The organism is Mycobacterium lehmannii (assembly GCF_001499925.1).
GTDB classification, from domain to species: Bacteria; Actinomycetota; Actinomycetes; order Mycobacteriales; family Mycobacteriaceae; genus Mycobacterium; species Mycobacterium lehmannii.
On sequence record NZ_LQIR01000030.1, the window covers coordinates 16718 to 35341 of the forward strand.

Genomic DNA, 18624 nt, shown 5'->3' on the forward strand with positions numbered 1-18624 from the left:
TGGTCGTGTCTGCCAGTGGGTGGTTCGGCGTCGCCCCGCGGATCACGGAAGAGCCGACAGCGGCATCAGCAGCGGCGCCATGCCCGCGCTGGGCAGTGCCGGGGCTGCGGCAGGTGCGGCGGCCGGAGCGGCCGCGGCGGGTGCGGCGGCCGCCGGCGTGGCCGCCTGTGCGGCGGCGGGCAGGAGGCCGGTCAACGGCGTTCCCTCAGGCAGCAGCGAGGCCAGCCCGGTCGGCAGGTTGGACAGCAGGTTGGCCGGGTTGGCCGGTGCGGCCGCAGGCGTGGCTGCGGGTGCCGCCGGCGCCGCGGGCATACCGGGCAGCGATGACGGCGGCTGCGGAAGGGTGACGGTCGCCGTCGCCGACGGAGGCGTCGCGGCCGGGGCGGCGGGGGCCTGAGCGGTGTTCAGCAGCGAGGTGAAGCCCTGCATGAGCTGCGTCGCCGCGGCCGGGTTCGACGCCAACTGCTGGATAAGCGGCAACCCCGGCACGCTGGGCGCGGGCGCCGGCGCCGCGGGCTGGGCGGTGGCGGTGGCGCTCAGCGCCAGCGCGGCCGAGACCGCTCCCGCCGCGGCGATCATGGTGGTCGCGAACAGTTTTCCGGTGCTGCGCATGGTTCTCCCAATCAGTTGTGTCGGCACGTCTTCGCCCGAAGCTACGGAGTTACTGATGTGACTCAAGTGACACGTGTGGCAGTGACTCAACCGTTACGCAAGCGAGGGGTTTCGGTGACCGGCCGATAGAGTCGGGCGGATAGACACCTCGACAAGCGCCGCCCCGTCGACGTCGCGGATGGCCGAGCGACTGGCCGCTGCGGCGCCCGTGCTGTTGGTGATCAGCATCGCCGCACGACTGGCGTGGACCTATCTGGTCCCCAACGGCGCGAACTTCGTCGACCTGCACGTCTACGTCGGAGGTGCCGGCACGTTGGATCAACCCGGCGCGCTCTACGACTACGTCTATGCCGAGCAGACGCCGGACTTCCCCCTCCCTTTCACCTATCCGCCGTTCGCCGCGGTGGTGTTCTATCCGCTTCACCTGTTGCCGTTCGGCCTCGTCGCCTTCCTGTGGCAACTCGGGATCATTGCCGCCCTATACGGCGTGGTGCGCATCAGCCAGCGGCTCCTGGGTTCCGGCGATCGGCGGACCGCGATGCTGTGGACGGCGGTCGGCATCTGGCTCGAACCGCTGCGCAGCACCTTCGACTACGGGCAGATCAACGTGGTGCTCGTGCTGGCGGTTCTCTATGCGGTGTACAGCACGCGATGGTGGTTGTCCGGCCTGCTGGTCGGGGTCGCGGCAGGGTTGAAGCTGACGCCCGCGGTCTCGGGGTTGTACTTCCTCGGTGCGCGGCGATGGGGTGCGGTGATCTTTTCGGCGGTCGTATTCGTTGCGACCGTGGGGATTTCGGCCCTGATTGTCGGCGAGGAGACCCGGCGCTACTTCACCGAACTGCTCGGTGACGCCAATCGTGTCGGCCCGGTCGGCACGTCGTTCAACCAGTCGTGGCGCGGTGGGATATCGCGGATTCTCGGGCACGACGCGGGTTACGGGCCCGCGGTCCTGGCGGGCATCGCGGTGACGGCGGGGCTGGCGGTCGTGGCGTGGCGCGCGATCGGCGGCGCTTCCGATCGGTTGGGTGCGATCGTCGTGGTGCAGTTGTTCGGTCTGCTGCTCTCACCGATCTCGTGGACACATCACTGGGTGTGGCTGATCCCGTTGATGATCTGGTTGCTGCACGGGCCGTTGAGCGACCGTCTCGGCGCGCGGGTGCTCGGGTGGGGGTGGCTCGTCCTGACCCTGATCGGGGTTCCGTGGCTGCTGAGCTTCGCGCAGCCGACGATCTGGGTGATCCCGCGACCCTGGTATCTGGCGTGGGCGGGGTTGATCTACATCGTCGCCACGCTGGCGACGCTGGCCTGGATCGCCGCTACTGGCCGACGATCCCGTTGATGTCTTTGGCCATCTCGACGTCCTTGTCGGTGATGCCGCCCTCGGAATGTGTCACCAGCGCGAAAGTCACTGTCCGCCAGCGGATGTCGATATCGGGGTGGTGATCCTTGGACTCCGCGTGCTCACCGACCCGGCGTACCGCGTCGATGCCGTCGAGAAACGCGGGGAACTTGATCGAGCGTCGCAGGGCGCCGTCGGCTCGCTCCCAGCCGGGCAGATCGGGCAGTGCGGCGTCTACTTGTTCGTCCGTTAACACAGCCATGGGTTCGACGGTATACCTTCGGTCGCAGTGTCGAACCAGATGTCGAACCAGATCGTCGTCGCCGGCGCCCTCATCAACGAGGACTTGCTGCTCGTCGCCCAACGCGACCGGCCCGCAGAACTCGCCGGGCTGTGGGAACTGCCCGGTGGCAAAGTGGCCGCCGGGGAGACCGACGAAGCCGCGCTGGCCCGCGAATTGCACGAGGAGTTGGGCGTCGTCGTCGACATCGGTGCGCGGATCGGCGACGACGTCGCACTGACAGCGACCACGGTTCTGCGCGCCTACCGCGTCACCCAGACCGGCGGGACCCTGCACCCCAACGACCACCGCGCCCTGCGCTGGATCAGCTTCGACGAACTCGACGGCGTCGCATGGGTGCCCGCCGACCGGGCATGGGTGGCCGCGCTGAGGCGAGAACTGGGCGGGTAGCCGGTCGACTCCGTAGGGGACAACACCGCGGAACTGTTGTACGCGTCGGACTTTCGCTTACGTCAAAAGTGCAGTTGCTGGCGGCGATCAGCTTCGCCGTGCCCGCTTCATGACCTTCACGAGATCCTTGCCGCGGATGCCGTTGCGTTCTGCCTTGCGCACCTTGTGGACGACGACCGGGCAGCGCTTGCAGCGAGGCTTGCTGCGGCAGCACTTCTTCTTCGGCTTGAGGTCGGCGAGCTTACTGGGCTTCACGTGACCTCTGGCTCCACTTCCGACGACAACGGGTGTCAGACACCGCGACGTTGCCATCGTGGCATATCCGCTGACGCGCCTGTTCAGGCGCCTGCGTCGAAGCGACCGTAGTATCGGCGGCTATGACCGACGAGCACCCGGGCGACGCGGAACCCCGGCGTCGTGGCCGGACGGGCACCGTGGTGGCGGCATCGGTCGTCGGGTTGGCCGTTGCGGCGCTGCTGGTGCTGGTGGCGATGGTGGTCGTCGACCGCGTGGACGGGCCTGGTGACACCCCGCCGGCATACAACGTGCACCCGTCGTTCACGGAGACCACAACCAGTCCTTGATTCGCACTTCACCGCGAAAGCCCGAGTTTGCGTTTAGCATTGGCAACCCTAAGGTGGCCTGCTCGCGGGCACGAAGGTGAAGGCGGACAGTGCGATGACCGTAGCGACGAGGCGCACCCTGGCCGACCTGCCCTCGGGCAGCGCGGCCAAGATCATCACGCTCAGCCAGGAAGCCCCGCCGGATGTCGCACAACGCCTGCGGCACCTCGGTTTTCGGGTCGGCACCACCGTGGCGAAGCTGCGGACCGCACCGCTGGGCGACCCCGCGGTGTACCGGCTGCTCGGATACGAGACGGCCCTGCGCAGGCATGAAGCCGCTTATATCGAGGTGTCCGAAGCCTCGCGCGCCTCATGACGAGCGCCTGTCACCAGGGTGGCGGCACCGTCGCCACCGATCCCGACCAGGTCCGCATCGCGCTGGTCGGCAGCCCCAACGCCGGTAAGACGAGCGTGTTCAATCAGCTCACCGGCTTGCGGGCCCGCACCGGAAACTATCCAGGTGTCACGGTCTCCCGCTATGTGGGTACCGGGCGCTTCCGCTGCGAGGAGCACGGCGTTCACAAGTACACCGTCGAAGACCTTCCCGGCGCCTACAGCCTGCACCCCGTCAGCCCGGACGAGCAGGTCGTCGCCGACCTGCTGGCCGGAAAGCTCGACATCACCCCGCCCGACGCGTTGGCCGTCGTGGTCGACGTCACCGTGCTCGAACGGTCTCTGGCGTTGGTGGCCCAAGCGCTGTCGGTCGACAAACCCACAATGGTGATCCTGACCATGACCGACGAATTGGCCTCCCGCGGTGGGCATCTCGACATCGATCAGTTCGCCGCCGCGCTGGGAGTGCCGGTCGTCGGCGTCATCGGCAGCCGCGGCAAGGGGTTCGAACCGTTGCGGGCTCTGCTGGCGGCACCCGAGAGTTGGTCTCGCATCCCCGTCCCGCCGCCGCGCGACGACGCGGAGTTCAACAGCTGGGTGGCGTCGCTTCTGGACGCCGGACGCTACCGCCTGCCCGAACCCGACCGCCGCAGCGCACGCATCGACAAGGTGCTGCTGCATCCGGTGTTCGGGTCGCTGACCTTCGTCGCGGTGATGTTCCTGTTGTTCCAGGTGATCTTCACTTTCGCGGCGCCGCTGCAAGACATCATCGAGCAGTTCTTCGGCTGGCTCGGCCCAACGGTCGGTGACATCATCCCCAACGCCACGCTGTCGGGACTCTTCAGCGGCGGCATCGTCGGTGGCGTCGGCGCGGTGCTGGTCTTCATCCCTCAGATTGTGCTGCTGTTCCTGTTGATAGCGCTGCTGGAGAACGTCGGCTACATGTCGCGGGCGGCGTTCCTGGTCGACCGCATCATGGCCACCACGGGCTTGGAGGGGCGCGCGTTCGTCGCGATGTTGTCGTCGGTGGCTTGCGCGGTGCCCGGGATCATGGCCACCCGCACACTGCCGTCGTCGCGCGACCGGATCGCGACCACGATGGCGGCGCCGTTGATGACGTGTTCGGCGCGGCTTCCGGTCTACATCCTGTTGATCGGCCTGCTCGTCGACTCCCAGGCGCGCGTCGGCCCGCTCTCGGTGCAGGGCCTGGTCATGTTCGGGCTCTACGTACTGGGCGGTGCGTCGGCGATGTTCACCGCGTGGCTGTTCAAGTCGGTGCTCCTCGGCGGCGACATGCTGCCCTTCTAGATGGAGATGCCGCCGTACCGGTTCCCCTCCGTCAAGTCGGTCGCGCTGACGATGTGGGACTCGGCGAAAGCCTTCCTGCGCAAGGCCGGAACGATCATCCTCGCCACGTCTATCGTGTTGTGGTTTCTGCTGAACCTGCCGCCGCGCACCGGCGAGATCGTGGGCATGGATCCGTCGGCAGCGGCGTCACATGTGGTGGAGAACTCCTACGCCGCGGGCCTGGGCAAGTTCATCGAACCGCTGTTCGCGCCACTGGGTTTCGACTGGCGCATCTGCGTCGGGTTGATCGGGGCGTTGGCCGCCCGCGAGGTGTTCGTCGCGACCATGGGGCAGATCTTCGCCGCGGGCGATCCGGAAAGCCCCGTCGACGCGGTCCAGACGGCGGTCTACACGTCAGGCCCGCACCAGGGCGAGCTGCTGTTCGTCGCGCCGACGACGATCTCGCTGCTGGTGTTCTTCGTCTACGCGCTGCTGTGCATGTCGACCGTTGCCACCATCCGTCGTGAGACGAACTCGTGGAGATGGCCTGCGATCGCGTGGGTCTACATGTTCGTGCTCGCCTGGGCCGCGGCGTTCATCGCCCACCAGGTCGCCACATGGCTGACGGGTTGAAATGTCGGCCCCGCCGTTGCATCCGGAGAGCACGTCCGATCCCCACCTGATCCGGTGGGTCACCCCTGGCCGCGAACTGCCGCACGACTGCCAGGAACTGGGCGCCCTGCTCGCCGACGGAACGCTGCGGCACGTCGAGATCGCGCCCGGTGAAGTCCGGACGCGACTGGCCGAGGACCGGTCGTGGTCGGTGGACGGCCCGCGGGTGCGCTCGGCCTTGTTCCTGGCGCTGTCGGCGCCCACCCCCGGACCGAGTTCTGCGGACGAATTGCGCCGTCACATAACCGAACTCGTGGAGCGGGAAGTGGCTCCCATCGCCGGTGCGCACGGCGGCAGCATCACCGTCGAGTCGGTCGTCGACGGCGTGGTCACGGTCGACTTCGGCGGTGCCTGCGCCGGGTGCACGCTGCGCGGCCGCACCCTCAACGACCTGCTCGCAGACGCGGTGCAGACACGTTATCCGCAGATCCGCGAGGTGCGCGCAGCACCCAAGCGGCGCACCTGGCTGACCTTCGCCCGCAACAGACGAGCGCAATAACGACGAACTTCTCGCATGAGTGACGGACGTCTCTCGTTTTCGTGATTGACCGAGAGCACTGCGACAATTCCGAAGTGAATTCGCGGCCTGACTTCAGAAACGTCGCCATCGTGGCACACGTCGACCACGGGAAGACGACCCTGGTCGACGCCATGCTGCGTCAGTCGGGCGCGCTCACACACCGTGGTGACGACGCCACCGAGCGCATCATGGACTCCGGCGACCTGGAGCGGGAAAAAGGCATCACGATCCTCGCCAAGAACACCGCGGTGCACCGGCATCACGTCGACGGCAACGTGACCGTCATCAACGTCATCGACACCCCGGGACACGCCGATTTCGGCGGCGAGGTCGAACGCGGGCTGTCCATGGTCGACGGTGTGCTGCTGCTGGTCGACGCGTCCGAGGGGCCGCTGCCGCAGACCCGCTTCGTGCTGCGCAAGGCGCTGGCCGCCCATCTGCCGGTGATCCTGGTGGTCAACAAGACCGACCGCCCCGACGCCCGGATCGGCGAGGTCGTCTCCGACAGCCACGACCTGCTGCTCGATGTCGCATCGGACCTCGACGAAGAAGCGCAGAAGGCCGCGGAGGAGGCGCTCGGCCTGCCGACGCTGTACGCGTCGGGCCGGGCCGGCATCGCCAGCACCACCGAGCCCGCCAACGGCGAGAACCCGGACGGCACCAACCTCGACCCGCTGTTCGACGTGCTGATGGAGCACATCCCGCCGCCCACCGGGGACCCCGAGGCCCCGCTGCAGGCGCTGGTCACCAACCTCGACGCCTCGGCGTTCCTGGGCCGCCTGGCGCTGATCCGCATCTACAACGGCAAGCTGCGCAAGGGCCAGCAGGTCGCCTGGATGCGCGAGGTCGACGGAGTACCGGTCGTCACGAACGCCAAGATCACCGAGCTGCTGGCCACCGTCGGCGTCGAACGCAATCCGACCGACGAGGCCATCGCCGGCGACATCGTCGCCGTCGCAGGCATGCCCGAGATCATGATCGGCGACACGCTCGCCGATCCGGACCACGCGCACGCGCTGCCGCGCATCAGCGTCGACGAGCCGGCCATCTCGGTCACCATCGGCACCAACACCTCACCGCTGGCGGGCAAGGTGTCCGGCCACAAGCTCACCGCGCGGATGGTGCGAAGCCGCCTGGACCAGGAACTGGTCGGCAACGTGTCGATCAAGGTGGTCGACATCGGCAGGCCCGACGCGTGGGAGGTGCAGGGCCGCGGCGAACTGGCGCTGGCCGTGCTCGTCGAACAGATGCGCCGCGAGGGTTTCGAGCTGACCGTCGGCAAGCCGCAGGTCGTGACCCGCACCATCGACGGCAAGCTGCACGAGCCGTACGAAGCGATGACCATCGACTGTCCCGAGGAGTTCGTCGGCGCCATCACGCAGCTGATGGCCGCACGCAAGGGCCGCATGGAGGACATGACCAACCACGCCGCGGGCTGGGTGCGGATGGATTTCGTCGTGCCGAGCCGCGGGCTCATCGGTTTCCGCACCGACTTTTTGACTATCACCCGCGGCACCGGCATCGCCAACGCCGTCTTCGACGGCTACCGGCCGTGGGCGGGGGAGATCCGCGCCCGGCACAGCGGCTCGCTCGTCTCCGACCGCAGCGGTCAGATCACGCCGTTCGCGATGATCCAGCTCGCCGACCGCGGCCAGTTCTTCGTCGAGCCCGGCCAGGACACCTACGAAGGTCAGGTCGTTGGCATCAACCCGCGCGCCGAGGATCTCGACGTCAACGTAACCCGGGAAAAGAAGCTCACCAACATGCGCAGCTCGACGGCCGACGTCATCGAAACCCTGGCCCGGCCGCTGGAACTGACCCTGGAACAAGCCATGGAGTTCTGCGCCGAAGACGAATGCGTCGAGGTCACCCCCGAGGTCGTCCGCGTGCGCAAGGTGGAGTTGAACGCGAGCCTGCGCGCCAGGGCCAAGGCGCGCGCGAAGGCCCGCGGCTGAAACCGACGGTCGCCGATCGGGCGGGCGCCTCGAAGTTGCCCGATACCCTGTTGGGCGTGCCCGGCCCCCGACGCGTCATCGCCACGTTGTCCGCGATGGTGACACTGCTGGCCGCCTGCACCGTCAGCCCGCCGCCCGCGCCGCAGAGCACCGATACGCAGCAGCAGCCGCCGCCTCCTCCGTTGAAGGCGACGCAGATCATCATGGCGATCGACTGGATCGGCCCCGGCTTCAATCCGCATCTATTGTCCGACCAGTCGCCCGTCAACGCGGCGATCAGCTCGCTCGTGCTCCCCAGTTCCTTCCGGCCCATCGCCGATCCGAAGACCCCGACCGGGTCGCGGTGGGAGCTCGACACCACACTGCTGGAAACAGCAGAGGTGACGAGCCGAGACCCGTTCACCGTCACCTACAAGATCCGCCCCGAGGCGTCGTGGACCGACAACGCGCCCATCGCCGCCGACGACTACTGGTACCTGTGGCAGCAGATGGTCAGCCAACCCGGGGTCGTCGACCCGGCGGGCTACGACCTGATCACCGGCGTGCAGTCGGTCGAAGGCGGCAAGACCGCGGTCGTGACGTTCTCGCAGCCGTATCCGGCGTGGCGCGAGTTGTTCAACGACATCCTCCCGGCGCACATCGTCAAGGATGTGCCTGGCGGATTCGCCGCGGGTCTGGCGCGGGCGCTGCCCGTGACGGGCGGTCAGTTCCGCGTCGAGAACATCGACCCCCAGCGCGACGAAATTCTGCTGGCCCGCAACGACCGGTACTGGGGCCCTCCGGCGAAACCCGATCAGGTGTTGTTCCGCAGGGGTGGCGACTCGGCGGCACTGGCGGATTCGATCCGCAACGGCGACACGCAGGTCGCCCAAGTGCACGGCGGGTCGGCCGTGTTCGCCCAACTGTCCGCGATCCCCGACGTGCGCACGGCGCGGATCGTCACGCCGCGTGTGATGCGGTTGAGTCTGCGGGCTCAGCAGCCCGCGTTGCGCGATTCGCAGGTGCGCAAGGCGATCCTGGGGCTGCTCGACGTCGACCTTCTCGCCGCCGTCGGCGCGGGCGACGACAACACGGTGACGTTGGCTCAGGCTCAGGTGCGCTCACCGTCGGATCCGGGTTACACCCCGACCGCGCCGCCCGCGATGGCCAAGGAGGACGCCCTCGGGTTGCTGGCCGACGCGGGGTACGAGGTGGAACCCGTCGTGACCAGTGCGCCGCCCACACCGGGAACCCCCCCACCGGACGGCGACCGTGGGCGCATCGCCAGGAACGGTGAGCCGTTGACGTTGGTGATCGGGGTGGCGGCCAACGACCCGACGTCGGTGGCCGTGGCCAACACCGCGGCCGACCAACTGCGCAACGTCGGCATCGCCGCATCGGTGTCGGCGCTCGACCCCGTGGCGCTCTACGACGATGCGTTGCCCAATAACCGGGTCGATGCGGTGGTCGGCTGGAATCAGGCGGGCGGCGATCTGGCCACGTCGCTTGCGTCGCGCTACGGCTGCCGGGCGCTGGAGGCGACCCCGGTGGTGACGGTCCAACCCGGCCCAAGGGCGACGGCTCCCGCGACCCCGACACCGAGCACGACGCGGCCCACACCTACCGCGACGACGCCGAGTCCACAGCCCGAACCCGAAACCGACGAACTGGTTCAGGCGCCGAGCAACATCACCGGGACGTGCGATCGCAGTATTCAGCCGAAAATCGACGCCGCGCTCGACGGCAGCGAAGACATCGCCGACGTCATCACCGCTGTCGAACCGCGCCTGTGGAACATGGCGACGGTGCTGCCGATCCTGCAGGACACCACGATCGTGGCGTCCGGGCCCAGCGTCCAGAACGTCAGCCTGTCCGGCGCGGTGCCGGTCGGCATCGTCGGTGACGCCGGCGAATGGGTGAAGACCAAGCAGTAGGGCCTCGCCGGGACACCTCGCGAGTGTGTGCCGGCCGGCAGGCAAGCTGGTGCGAATGGAACGCGATGACCACAGCGGTGGGCGGCTGTTGTTCGTGCACGCCCATCCCGACGACGAGACGCTGACCACCGGCGCCACGATCGCCCACTACGTCGCCCGCGGTGCGCAGGTGCGCGTCGTGACGTGCACGCTCGGCGAAGAGGGCGAGGTGATCGGCGAGCGGTGGGCGCACCTGGCCGTGGACGAGGCCGATCAGCTCGGCGGGTACCGCATCCGCGAGCTGATGGCGGCGCTGAACGCGCTGGGCCTCGAAGAACCGGAGTACCTCGGCGGGGCCGGGCGCTGGCGCGACTCGGGGATGGCGGGCACACCGCGGCGGCACCACCAGAGGTTCATCGACGCCGATCCCGCCGAGTCCGTGGGTGCGCTGGTCGACATCATCCGCGAGCTGCGCCCGCACGTCGTCGTCACCTACGACCCGCAAGGGGGTTACGGCCATCCCGACCACATCCACACCCACGAGGTGACGATGGCCGCCGTGGCCGCCGCCGAAGAGTCGGAGTTTCCTGGCGAGCCGTGGGCCGTGCCGAAGGTCTACTGGGCGGTGACGTCCAAGGCCGCGATCGCCGAGGGGCTCGCCGGGATCGACGACGCACCCGCCGAGTGGATCCGGGTGACCGTGGACGAGGTGCCGTTCGGCTATCTCGACGACGAGATCGACGCGGCGATCGACGATCCCGGACAGTTGAGCGCCAAGGTGGCGGCGATGCGCGCGCACGCCACGCAGATCACCGTCGCCCCGAACGATCGCTTCTTCGCGCTGTCCAACAACATCGCGCTGCCCGTCGGCGCCGACGAGCACTACATCCTGGCCGCAGGTTCGGCCGGTGAACGCGACAGCCGCGGCTGGGAAACCGACCTCCTCGCCGGACTGGACCTTCAATAGCGGCGCCGAGAGGGAGTAAGCTCGCCCGCAGTCGGCGGCGCGACGAAGGGACGGCACATGGATCCAGACCTCGATCCCAACCTGCAGCACTGGCAGGACCGGTTCGACAGCCTGCAGTGGGTGATCGGTTCCCTCACCGGCATGCTGGACAGCATCCCGACCTGAGCTCACTCACCTCTGCCACCACGCCTCGAAGCGTGGCGGTCCTGACGCTGCTGGCCATCGATGGTGTGCTGTGCGCCATCGCTTCGGCCATGTTCCTTCCCCTCCGCCTCGGGTCCATTCCCTTCCCGATCAGCGCACTGATCGCCGGCCTGGTCAACGCCGCGCTGGTGTGGGCCGCGCTGCACTGGACGTCGTCGCCGCGGGTCGCCGCCCTTCCGTTGTGGACCTGGCTGTTGACGGTGGCGGTGATGACGCTGGCCGGGCCGGGGGACGACGTGATCTTCGGCGGGGCCGGCGTCATGGAATACGCGGCCCTGCTGCTCATCGTGTGCGGCACTCTGCCGCCCGCGGCGGTGCTACGGGCAGCGGTGAAGGCTTGACTACGAAGTAGCGGCCCCGGCCCCTGTGTCCGCGTCCGCGTCCGGTTTCGGGTCGGCCTGCGCACCCGGGTCCCCGCCCGCATCCTGCGACGAGGGCGGCTGAGGCGACGACAACGCAGGTGCCGGCGACTGCGTCGACGGATCCGTGAGGTCGTTCTTCACCTCGCCGCTCGACGGTCCGTTCAGGTTCTGCCCATTGGACGTGCCCGTCGGTGTGGCGATCGCCGACGCACGGATCTCGCCCTGCGCCTGAACGGTTCCAGACGTCGCCGTGGTGGGGGTGGTCATCGGATCGTCGTCACCGTCAAGCGTTTCGCCCTCGGTCAGCCGGCTGACGCTCGGTTCGACCTCGAGCTTGTCGGTCGCAGGCACCTGTTCGATCTGGCCCCCGTCGAGATCGGAGAGTTCGCCGACGACCTCGCCGTCGATTTCGCTGACGCCCTCTTGGACGATGCCTTGACGCTGGGTGAGCGTCTCGTCGCCATCCTTGACACCTTCGTCCAGCACGTCGTCTTGGTCCACCTTGGCTTCGACGGGCGGGATCGATTCGTCGAGCGAGGAGATCTGCAACCCGACCTCGGCCGCTTCCGCAGCGAACGGACCGATGGGCGGAATCGGCGGCAGTGGCGGGAGCCAGAAAGCCAATTGGTCGTTGGCCAGGAAGATGAACGAGTTGATGGTGTCGACGGCGACCCTGACCAACCCGTCCCAGAAGCTGATGTTGCCGCCGAGCCAGTCGGCGATGTTGAACGTGATGCTGCGCACGATGCGTTCGCCGAAGTTGTAGAAGATCTCGATCTGCGGGGCAAGCCAGCCGACGTAGGGGACCCAGCCGACGGCGTATGCGGCCACGTCGAAGCCCCATTCCACCCACGGTTCTATAGCGTTGTAGACGTTCTTGATCGTGCTGTCGATCGAATTGCCGCCCACGACGTTCGGGAAGTCGGGTGCAGGGAACGAAGCGCCCGCGCTCGGCGGCACGACGATGCGCTCGAGCCACCAGATCAGCAACTCGGGCAGCTCGAGATCGGGGACTGAGGGGCCGGTTCGCACCACCGGTGACGTCGTTTGCGCGGACGCGACCAGCCGCACGACGGGAGCCGGTGAGGGCGGCGGAGCGGGGCGTACCGGGGCGATCACGACCGCGCTCACCGCCAGGATGATCACGGCCATGACGAACATCGAGTGTGCAGAGCGCTTCACATCGTCCTCCCAGACCCCGACACCCAGCAAACTACACCGATATTTGCTCATACGTAAGAAGAACGGCGGCGGATGTTTTGCTGACGCCAATCGACCCGACGGCGGCGTGCCGCCGACACGACCGTGCGGACTACTGTTGCCGATATGTCAGGCGCCGATGTTTCAGGAAGTGAGACGCGCGGATGATCCTCAACGAGCGCGGGGTTATACGGGAGTGGCTCTGAACCCCCAGCACGGCGCCGATCTGCCCAGCCCGGTGATACCACCCAAACCCGATCACCCCAGTCCTGCCGCTCTGCGGCGGGTGCTGCGCCGCGCACGCGATGGGGTGGCCCTCAACGTCGACGAAGCCGCGATCGCGATGACGGCCCGCGGCGACGACCTCGCCGACCTGTGCGCCAGCGCGTCACGGGTGCGCGACGCGGGACTCGAGGCGGCAGGGCGGCGCGGGCCCTCGGGACAGCTCCCGGTGAGTTACTCGCGGAAGGTGTTCATTCCCGTCACGCATCTGTGCCGCGACACCTGCCACTACTGCACCTTCGTGACGGTGCCCGGTCGGCTTCGTGCCCAGGGCATGGGCATGTACATGGAGCCCGACGAGATCCTCGACGTCGCGCGGCGCGGTGCGCAATTGGGTTGTAAGGAAGCATTGTTCACGCTCGGCGACCGCCCAGAGGCGCGGTGGGACGAGGCCCGTCAATGGCTCGACGAGCGGGGGTACGACTCGACGCTGGACTATGTGCGCGCGATGGCGATCCGCGTCCTCGAAGAGACGGGGCTGCTGCCCCACCTGAATCCCGGCGTGATGAGCTGGTCGGAGCTGTCCCGGCTCAAGCCGGTCGCGCCGTCGATGGGCATGATGCTCGAAACCACCTCGCGGCGGTTGTACGAGACGCGTGGTGCCGCCCATTACGGAAGCCCGGACAAGGACCCCGAGGTCCGGCTGCGAACCCTGGCCGACGCGGGTCGCTTGTCCATCCCGTTCACCACGGGCCTGCTCGTCGGGATCGGAGAGACGCTTGTCGAGCGGGCCGAGACCATCCACGCGATTCGCCGGTCGCACAAGGAGTTCGGACACGTTCAGGAAGTGATCGTGCAGAACTTCCGGGCCAAGGACCACACCGCGATGGCCTCGTCGCCGGATGCGGATTTCGAGGACTTCCTGGCGACCATCGCGGTCACCCGGCTGGTGCTGGGACCCAAGATGCGAATTCAGGCGCCGCCGAACCTGGTGTCGCGCAACGAGTGCCTGGCCCTCGTCGGCGCCGGGGTCGACGACTGGGGCGGTGTCTCGCCGCTGACCCCCGACCACGTCAACCCCGAACGTCCGTGGCCTGCGCTCGACGAGTTGGCCGCGGTGACTGCAGACGCCGGCTACGACCTGGTGCAGCGGCTCACCGCGCAGCCGCAGTACGTGCAGGCGGGTGCGGCGTGGATCGACCCGCGGGTGAGGGGTCACGTCGACGCGCTTGCCGACCCCGACACCGGTTTCGCGCTGGACGTCAACCCGGTCGGACGGCCGTGGCAGGAGCCCGACGAGGCGTCGGAGTCGTTGGGCCGCACCGACCTTCACTCCGCGATCGACGACGCCGGGCGGCTCACCGAGACCCGCAGCGACCTCGACAGCGCGTTCGGCGACTGGGAGTCCATCCGCGAGAAGATCTCCGAACTCGCGGCCAGGGCGCCCGAACGCATCGACACCGATGTGCTGGCGGCGTTGCGCGCCGCCGAACGCGATCCGGCAGGGCTGTCGGACGACGCGTACCTGGCGCTGGCGTGCGCCGACGGACCGGCCTTGGATGCCGTTGGCGCACTTGCCGATTCACTGCGCCGCGACGCCGTCGGCGAGGACGTCACGTTCGTCGTCAACCGCAACATCAACTTCACCAACATCTGCTACACCGGCTGCCGGTTCTGCGCCTTCGCCCAGCGCAAAGGCGACGCCGATGCGTATTCGCTGTCGGTGGACGAGGTCGCCGATCGGGCGTGGGAGGCACACGTCGCGGGCGCGACCGAGGTGTGCATGCAGGGCGGTATCGACCCCGAACTGCCCGTCACCGGCTACGCCGATCTGGTGCGCGCGGTGAAGAAGCGGGTGCCGTCGATGCATGTACACGCGTTCTCGCCGATGGAGATCGCCAACGGTGTCACCCGCAGCGGCTTGTCGATTCGCGAATGGCTGACGTCGTTGCGCGAGGCGGGGTTGGGCAGCATCCCGGGCACCGCGGCCGAAATTCTCGACGACGAAGTGCGTTGGGTGCTGACGAAAGGCAAGCTGCCGACGTCGATGTGGATCGAGGTCGTCACGACCGCCCACGAGGTCGGTCTGCGATCCAGCTCGACGATGATGTACGGCCACGTCGACCAGCCTCGACACTGGGTCGGCCACCTACGGGTGTTGCGCGAAATCCAGGACCGCACCGGCGGGTTCACGGAGTTCGTGCCGCTGCCGTTCGTGCACCAGAGCTCGCCGCTGTACTTGGCCGGCGGCGCGCGGCCGGGCCCGACACACCGCGACAATCGCGCCGTGCACGCGCTCGCGCGCATCATGCTGCACGGCCGGATCTCCAACATCCAGACCAGCTGGGTCAAACTCGGCGTCGAGCGCACCCAGGTGATGCTCACCGGCGGCGCCAACGACCTCGGCGGCACCTTGATGGAGGAGACGATCTCGAGGATGGCCGGTTCGGAGTTCGGCTCCTACAAGACGGTCGAGGAACTCGTCTCGATCGCCGAGGGCATCGGCCGCCCGGCGCGCCAGCGTTCCACGACGTACGCCCCCCTCGCCGCCTAGCCCTACCTCTTTTCTGCCCCGCGAGCGACCGCGTCTGTACACCGACACGCCGCGTTTCCGCGACATCTTGCGGTCGCTCGCGGCCTGAGACGGGCCTGAAACGGACGCGCCTCGCTTCCGCGCGACCCCTCGGGAACAAATCCGGACTGTGGTCCGTTTCTATGAGAAGTGCCACCGATGGCGGACCGGCACCCCAATAAGCCAATCGAAACGAAGGAGAAACGAGCATGACTACAGCTGTTACGACCCCCCTTTCCGTCGGCACCTGGACCATCGACCCCGTGCACTCGACCGTCGGATTCTCCGTACGCCACATGATGGTGAGCAAGGTGCGCGGCACGTTCGATGACTTCAACGGTGCGATCACCGTCGCCGAGGACGGCACCCCCTCGGTCACCGCCGAAATCAAGGTCGACTCCGTCAACACCCGTAACGAGCAACGCGACGGCCACCTCAAGTCGGCCGACTTCTTCGACACCGCACAGCATCCGATCGCCACCTTCACCTCGACCGGTGTGCGGCCGAACGGCGAGACCTATCTCGTCGATGGCGACTTCACGCTCAAGGGCGTCACCAAGCCGATCACCCTCGAAGTCGAGTTCAACGGCGTCAACCCCGGCATGGGACAGGGCGAGGTCGCCGGCTTCGAGGCCTCAGTTGTGCTGAACCGCAGAGACTTCGGCATCGACATCGACATGCCGCTCGAGACCGGCGGCGCGGTCGTCGGCGACAAGGTCACCGTCACCCTCGAGATCGAGGCCCTCAAGCAGGCCTGACCCGGTCAGGTCTTGAACTGCAGCGCGGGTGGTGCCTCGTCGGGCACCACCAGCGCGACGACTGACTCGAGAAGCCAGAACACCACCGTCGCCACCACGATCACCAACGCGGGCACGACGACGATCGGCGCCGCGACCAGCAGCACCAGAAGCAGGGCGCCCGGCAGATCTCTCCACCAGCCGGCGCCGCCCTTGCCCTGCAGGATCGCGGACAGCCGCACAGTCGCCCAGATGATCCAGCGCCGCAGCAGGCTCACGCCGTCGCGCTGCATCTGCAGGCGAAAGCGGTAGTCGGCGGTCCTACGGTCGCACCCCGTGCGCTCCGGAAAGCGCCACAGGTAGTCGTGGAGGACGGCTGCGCGCGCATAACGCCCGGCGCGGGGCACGAACCAGGCCACCACGCCCGGCACCGATACCAGATCGGTCGCGAAGTCGACGCCGACCTCGAACCGCTCATTCGGCCCCTCGAAGCCGAGCGGCTGCGTGGTTCGCCACTCGTCCCACGCGCTCTCCTTGAACACCCGTTTAGAGGCGCGTACGGCGTCGACCTCGGCTGCGGTCAGTTGTCGGACGTGGAGGACGGCCGTCTTGTCGACGGGCGGGGCGCAACGTTCCATCACGCAGGTATAGCAAGGTGGTCGCCCCGTGCGGTCGGACTGAGGGGGTGTCTGCTAGGCAGTTGTATGTGCGACGTTTAGTATCAGTAACCACGCGCAACCCTTAACGGGGGTGCGCGTGAAAGTTAGGGCACACTGAGACGACCGTCCAGGTATCAACCACGGATACTTGCGGCTGAGCTTGGATGGCCACCCCGTACGGCAGCCCACCGGACAGGAGATCGAGGAGACCTTGAGGAGAACACGGTGACGTACGTCATTGCCGAACCCTGTGTCGACGTCAAAGACAAGGCGTGTATCGAGGAATGCCCAGTCGACTGCATCTACGAGGGCGCTCGCATGCTCTACATCCACCCGGATGAGTGCGTGGACTGCGGTGCCTGCGAACCGGTGTGCCCCGTCGAGGCCATCTACTACGAAGACGACGTGCCCGATCAGTGGAGCAGCTACACGCAGATCAACGCCGACTTCTTCGACGAACTGGGCTCGCCCGGTGGCGCGTCGAAGGTGGGCCAGACCGACAACGACCCGGAGCCGGTCAAGAGCATGCCGCCGCAAGGTGAGGACTGATAACGGCTCACGCAGGGCGCAGTATGCCGCCGCCCGCGCAGCGCAGCCGAGCGGCGCGACAGCCCCGTAGCGCATCGCTGCCGGCGTTTCCCTGGGACAGCCTGGCCGACGTGACCGCGCTGGCTCGAGCGCACCCCGACGGCATCGTCGACCTGTCCGTGGGCACCCCGGTGGACCCGGTGGCGCCGGTCATCCGCGAAGCGCTGACGGCGGCCAGCGCCGCGCCCGGCTACCCGACCACCGCAGGCACCCCCGCACTGCGAGAAGCGGCGGTGAACGCGCTGGCGCGGCGCTACGGCATCACGGGCCTGTCGCCCGACGCCGTGCTGCCGGTGATCGGCACCAAAGAGCTCATTGCTTGGTTGCCGACGCTGTTGGGGCTGGGTCCCGACGACGCTGTGGTCGCGCCTGAGCTCGCGTACCCGACGTACGACGTCGGCGCGCGGCTGGCGGGCGCGCGGATCGTGCGGGCCGATTCGCTGACCCAACTCGGTCCGCAGACCCCCGCCCTGGTGTACCTGAACTCGCCGAGCAACCCGACGGGCAAGGTGCTCGGCGTCGACCACCTGCGCAAGGTGGTCGGCTGGGCGCGCGAGCGCGGTGTCCTTGTCGCCTCCGACGAGTGCTACCTCGGGCTGGGCTGGGACGCCCAACCGCTGTCGGTGCTGCATCCGTCGGTCTGCGACGGGGACCATACCGGGCTGCTGGCCGTGCATTCGCTGTCCAAGACGTCGTCGCTGGCCGGGTACCGGGCCGGTTTCGTCGCGGGAGACCCGAGCGTCGTCGCGGAGTTGCTGGCGGTTCGCAAACACGCCGGAATGATGGTGCCGACGCCGGTGCAGGGCGCGATGGTCGCCGCTCTCGACGACGACGAGCACGAACGCGAGCAGCGGGCCCGCTACGAGAAACGGCGCGAGACCCTGCTGCCCGCCGTGCGTGCGGCCGGACTGACCGTCGAAGACTCCGAGGCCGGGTTGTACCTGTGGGCGACGCGCGGGGAGCCTTGCCGTGACACCGCCGCCTGGCTCGCGCAGCGCGGCATCCTCGTCGCACCCGGCGAGTTCTACGGCGCCCGCGGGACCAAACACGTGCGGATCGCGTTGACCGCGACCGACGAGCGGATATCGGCGGCCGCTCAGCGCCTCACGGCCGGCTAGACGGTATAGGTGACCGTCGGCGTTGAGTCGGGGGTTGCGGGCCGGGGCCCCACTCACCCATGTTCGTGGGT

General features: G+C 68.0%; 20 protein-coding genes. 15 read left to right on the forward strand and 5 right to left on the reverse strand.

What is annotated here, in order from left to right; translation table 11 throughout:
- Positions 1 to 42: 42 nt before the first annotated feature.
- Positions 43 to 612 (reverse strand): hypothetical protein, encoded by a 570-nt coding sequence (locus AU192_RS16355; protein ID WP_064397992.1) that lies wholly within the window; start codon positions 610 to 612, stop codon positions 43 to 45.
- 178 nt (positions 613 to 790) lie between these two features.
- Here AU192_RS16355 and AU192_RS16360 point away from each other — a divergent pair, with 178 nt between their 5' ends.
- Entirely contained in the window at positions 791 to 1951 is a 1161-nt protein-coding gene (locus AU192_RS16360; RefSeq protein WP_064397994.1) for a mannosyltransferase, read from the forward strand.
- Here the strand turns inward: AU192_RS16360 and AU192_RS16365 are convergent.
- A complete protein-coding gene (locus AU192_RS16365) occupies positions 1929 to 2213 on the reverse strand; it encodes a 4a-hydroxytetrahydrobiopterin dehydratase (protein ID WP_064398000.1) in 285 nt (94 codons plus the stop codon). The genes AU192_RS16360 and AU192_RS16365 overlap by 23 nt on opposite strands.
- A gap of 39 nt (positions 2214 to 2252) precedes the next feature.
- Here AU192_RS16365 and AU192_RS16370 point away from each other — a divergent pair, with 39 nt between their 5' ends.
- Positions 2253 to 2642: a (deoxy)nucleoside triphosphate pyrophosphohydrolase gene (locus AU192_RS16370; RefSeq protein ID WP_064398025.1), complete on the forward strand. Its 390-nt coding sequence runs from the start codon at positions 2253 to 2255 to the stop codon at positions 2640 to 2642.
- An 87-nt stretch (positions 2643 to 2729) separates the two neighbouring features.
- Here the strand turns inward: AU192_RS16370 and AU192_RS25490 are convergent, their stop codons facing one another.
- Positions 2730 to 2897, reverse strand: a complete 168-nt coding sequence (locus tag AU192_RS25490) for a hypothetical protein (protein WP_120275678.1) — start codon at positions 2895 to 2897, stop codon at positions 2730 to 2732.
- A gap of 122 nt (positions 2898 to 3019) precedes the next feature.
- On the opposite strand from AU192_RS25490, the gene AU192_RS16375 reads away from it, so the two are divergent.
- From AU192_RS16375 to AU192_RS16410, 9 genes are all read left to right on the forward strand, one after another.
- Complete coding sequence (locus AU192_RS16375; RefSeq protein ID WP_064398001.1) at positions 3020 to 3226, forward strand: hypothetical protein; 207 nt, start codon at positions 3020 to 3022, stop codon at positions 3224 to 3226.
- Positions 3227 to 3320: 94 nt separating this feature from the next.
- Complete coding sequence (locus AU192_RS16380; protein ID WP_064398027.1) at positions 3321 to 3581, forward strand: FeoA family protein; 261 nt, start codon at positions 3321 to 3323, stop codon at positions 3579 to 3581.
- Positions 3578 to 4906 carry a FeoB small GTPase domain-containing protein gene (locus tag AU192_RS16385; protein ID WP_341271752.1) on the forward strand — a complete coding sequence of 443 codons (1329 nt, stop codon included), beginning with the start codon at positions 3578 to 3580 and terminating at the stop codon, positions 4904 to 4906. The genes AU192_RS16380 and AU192_RS16385 overlap by 4 nt, the downstream gene beginning before the upstream one ends.
- Positions 4907 to 5518: a nucleoside recognition domain-containing protein gene (locus AU192_RS26220; RefSeq protein ID WP_341271753.1), complete on the forward strand. Its 612-nt coding sequence runs from the start codon at positions 4907 to 4909 to the stop codon at positions 5516 to 5518.
- Position 5519: 1 nt separating this feature from the next.
- Positions 5520 to 6056, forward strand: coding sequence for a NifU family protein (locus tag AU192_RS16390; protein ID WP_064398002.1), 537 nt, complete (start codon positions 5520 to 5522; stop codon positions 6054 to 6056).
- A gap of 74 nt (positions 6057 to 6130) precedes the next feature.
- Positions 6131 to 8032, forward strand: a complete 1902-nt coding sequence (gene typA / locus AU192_RS16395; protein ID WP_064398004.1) for a translational GTPase TypA — start codon at positions 6131 to 6133, stop codon at positions 8030 to 8032.
- A 50-nt stretch (positions 8033 to 8082) separates the two neighbouring features.
- Positions 8083 to 9945 (forward strand): ABC transporter family substrate-binding protein, encoded by a 1863-nt coding sequence (locus AU192_RS16400; RefSeq protein WP_165593312.1) that lies wholly within the window; start codon positions 8083 to 8085, stop codon positions 9943 to 9945.
- A gap of 55 nt (positions 9946 to 10000) precedes the next feature.
- Positions 10001 to 10891 (forward strand): N-acetyl-1-D-myo-inositol-2-amino-2-deoxy-alpha-D-glucopyranoside deacetylase, encoded by an 891-nt coding sequence (gene mshB / locus AU192_RS16405; RefSeq protein WP_064398006.1) that lies wholly within the window; start codon positions 10001 to 10003, stop codon positions 10889 to 10891.
- Positions 10892 to 11007: 116 nt separating this feature from the next.
- Entirely contained in the window at positions 11008 to 11436 is a 429-nt protein-coding gene (locus AU192_RS16410) for a hypothetical protein (protein ID WP_423202699.1), read from the forward strand.
- On the opposite strand, the gene AU192_RS16415 is transcribed toward AU192_RS16410, so the two are convergent.
- A complete protein-coding gene (locus AU192_RS16415; protein WP_133148039.1) occupies positions 11437 to 12639 on the reverse strand; it encodes a hypothetical protein in 1203 nt (400 codons plus the stop codon).
- A gap of 214 nt (positions 12640 to 12853) precedes the next feature.
- On the opposite strand from AU192_RS16415, the gene AU192_RS16420 reads away from it, so the two are divergent.
- Both AU192_RS16420 and AU192_RS16425 read left to right on the forward strand, forming a co-directional pair.
- A complete protein-coding gene (locus tag AU192_RS16420; RefSeq protein WP_064398010.1) occupies positions 12854 to 15433 on the forward strand; it encodes a bifunctional FO biosynthesis protein CofGH in 2580 nt (859 codons plus the stop codon).
- A gap of 227 nt (positions 15434 to 15660) precedes the next feature.
- Positions 15661 to 16209, forward strand: a complete 549-nt coding sequence (locus AU192_RS16425) for a YceI family protein (protein WP_064398012.1) — start codon at positions 15661 to 15663, stop codon at positions 16207 to 16209.
- A 5-nt stretch (positions 16210 to 16214) separates the two neighbouring features.
- On the opposite strand, the gene AU192_RS16430 is transcribed toward AU192_RS16425, so the two are convergent.
- Entirely contained in the window at positions 16215 to 16826 is a 612-nt protein-coding gene (locus AU192_RS16430) for a DUF1353 domain-containing protein (RefSeq protein ID WP_064398014.1), read from the reverse strand.
- A gap of 246 nt (positions 16827 to 17072) precedes the next feature.
- Between AU192_RS16430 and fdxA the strand changes: the two genes are divergently transcribed.
- A complete protein-coding gene (gene fdxA, locus AU192_RS16435) occupies positions 17073 to 17396 on the forward strand; it encodes a ferredoxin (protein WP_064398016.1) in 324 nt (107 codons plus the stop codon).
- 23 nt (positions 17397 to 17419) lie between these two features.
- Positions 17420 to 18553 carry a succinyldiaminopimelate transaminase gene (gene dapC, locus AU192_RS16440; protein WP_064398018.1) on the forward strand — a complete coding sequence of 378 codons (1134 nt, stop codon included), beginning with the start codon at positions 17420 to 17422 and terminating at the stop codon, positions 18551 to 18553.
- Positions 18554 to 18624 lie beyond the last annotated feature (71 nt).

What these genes read in the sequence shown, in the direction of transcription:
- AU192_RS16355 (WP_064397992.1), bottom strand. Translation starts at nt 612, where the DNA reads ATGCGCAGCACCGGAAAACTGTTCGCGACCACCATGATCGCCGCGGCG.
- AU192_RS16360 (WP_064397994.1), top strand. Translation starts at nt 791, where the DNA reads ATGGCCGAGCGACTGGCCGCTGCGGCGCCCGTGCTGTTGGTGATCAGC.
- AU192_RS16365 (WP_064398000.1), bottom strand. Translation starts at nt 2,213, where the DNA reads ATGGCTGTGTTAACGGACGAACAAGTAGACGCCGCACTGCCCGATCTG.
- AU192_RS16370 (WP_064398025.1), top strand. Translation starts at nt 2,253, where the DNA reads ATGTCGAACCAGATCGTCGTCGCCGGCGCCCTCATCAACGAGGACTTG.
- AU192_RS16375 (WP_064398001.1), top strand. Translation starts at nt 3,020, where the DNA reads ATGACCGACGAGCACCCGGGCGACGCGGAACCCCGGCGTCGTGGCCGG.
- AU192_RS16380 (WP_064398027.1), top strand. Translation starts at nt 3,321, where the DNA reads ATGACCGTAGCGACGAGGCGCACCCTGGCCGACCTGCCCTCGGGCAGC.
- AU192_RS16385 (WP_341271752.1), top strand. Translation starts at nt 3,578, where the DNA reads ATGACGAGCGCCTGTCACCAGGGTGGCGGCACCGTCGCCACCGATCCC.
- AU192_RS26220 (WP_341271753.1), top strand. Translation starts at nt 4,907, where the DNA reads ATGGAGATGCCGCCGTACCGGTTCCCCTCCGTCAAGTCGGTCGCGCTG.
- AU192_RS16390 (WP_064398002.1), top strand. Translation starts at nt 5,520, where the DNA reads ATGTCGGCCCCGCCGTTGCATCCGGAGAGCACGTCCGATCCCCACCTG.
- mshB (WP_064398006.1), top strand. Translation starts at nt 10,001, where the DNA reads ATGGAACGCGATGACCACAGCGGTGGGCGGCTGTTGTTCGTGCACGCC.
- AU192_RS16425 (WP_064398012.1), top strand. Translation starts at nt 15,661, where the DNA reads ATGACTACAGCTGTTACGACCCCCCTTTCCGTCGGCACCTGGACCATC.
- AU192_RS16430 (WP_064398014.1), bottom strand. Translation starts at nt 16,826, where the DNA reads ATGGAACGTTGCGCCCCGCCCGTCGACAAGACGGCCGTCCTCCACGTC.
- dapC (WP_064398018.1), top strand. Translation starts at nt 17,420, where the DNA reads ATGCCGCCGCCCGCGCAGCGCAGCCGAGCGGCGCGACAGCCCCGTAGC.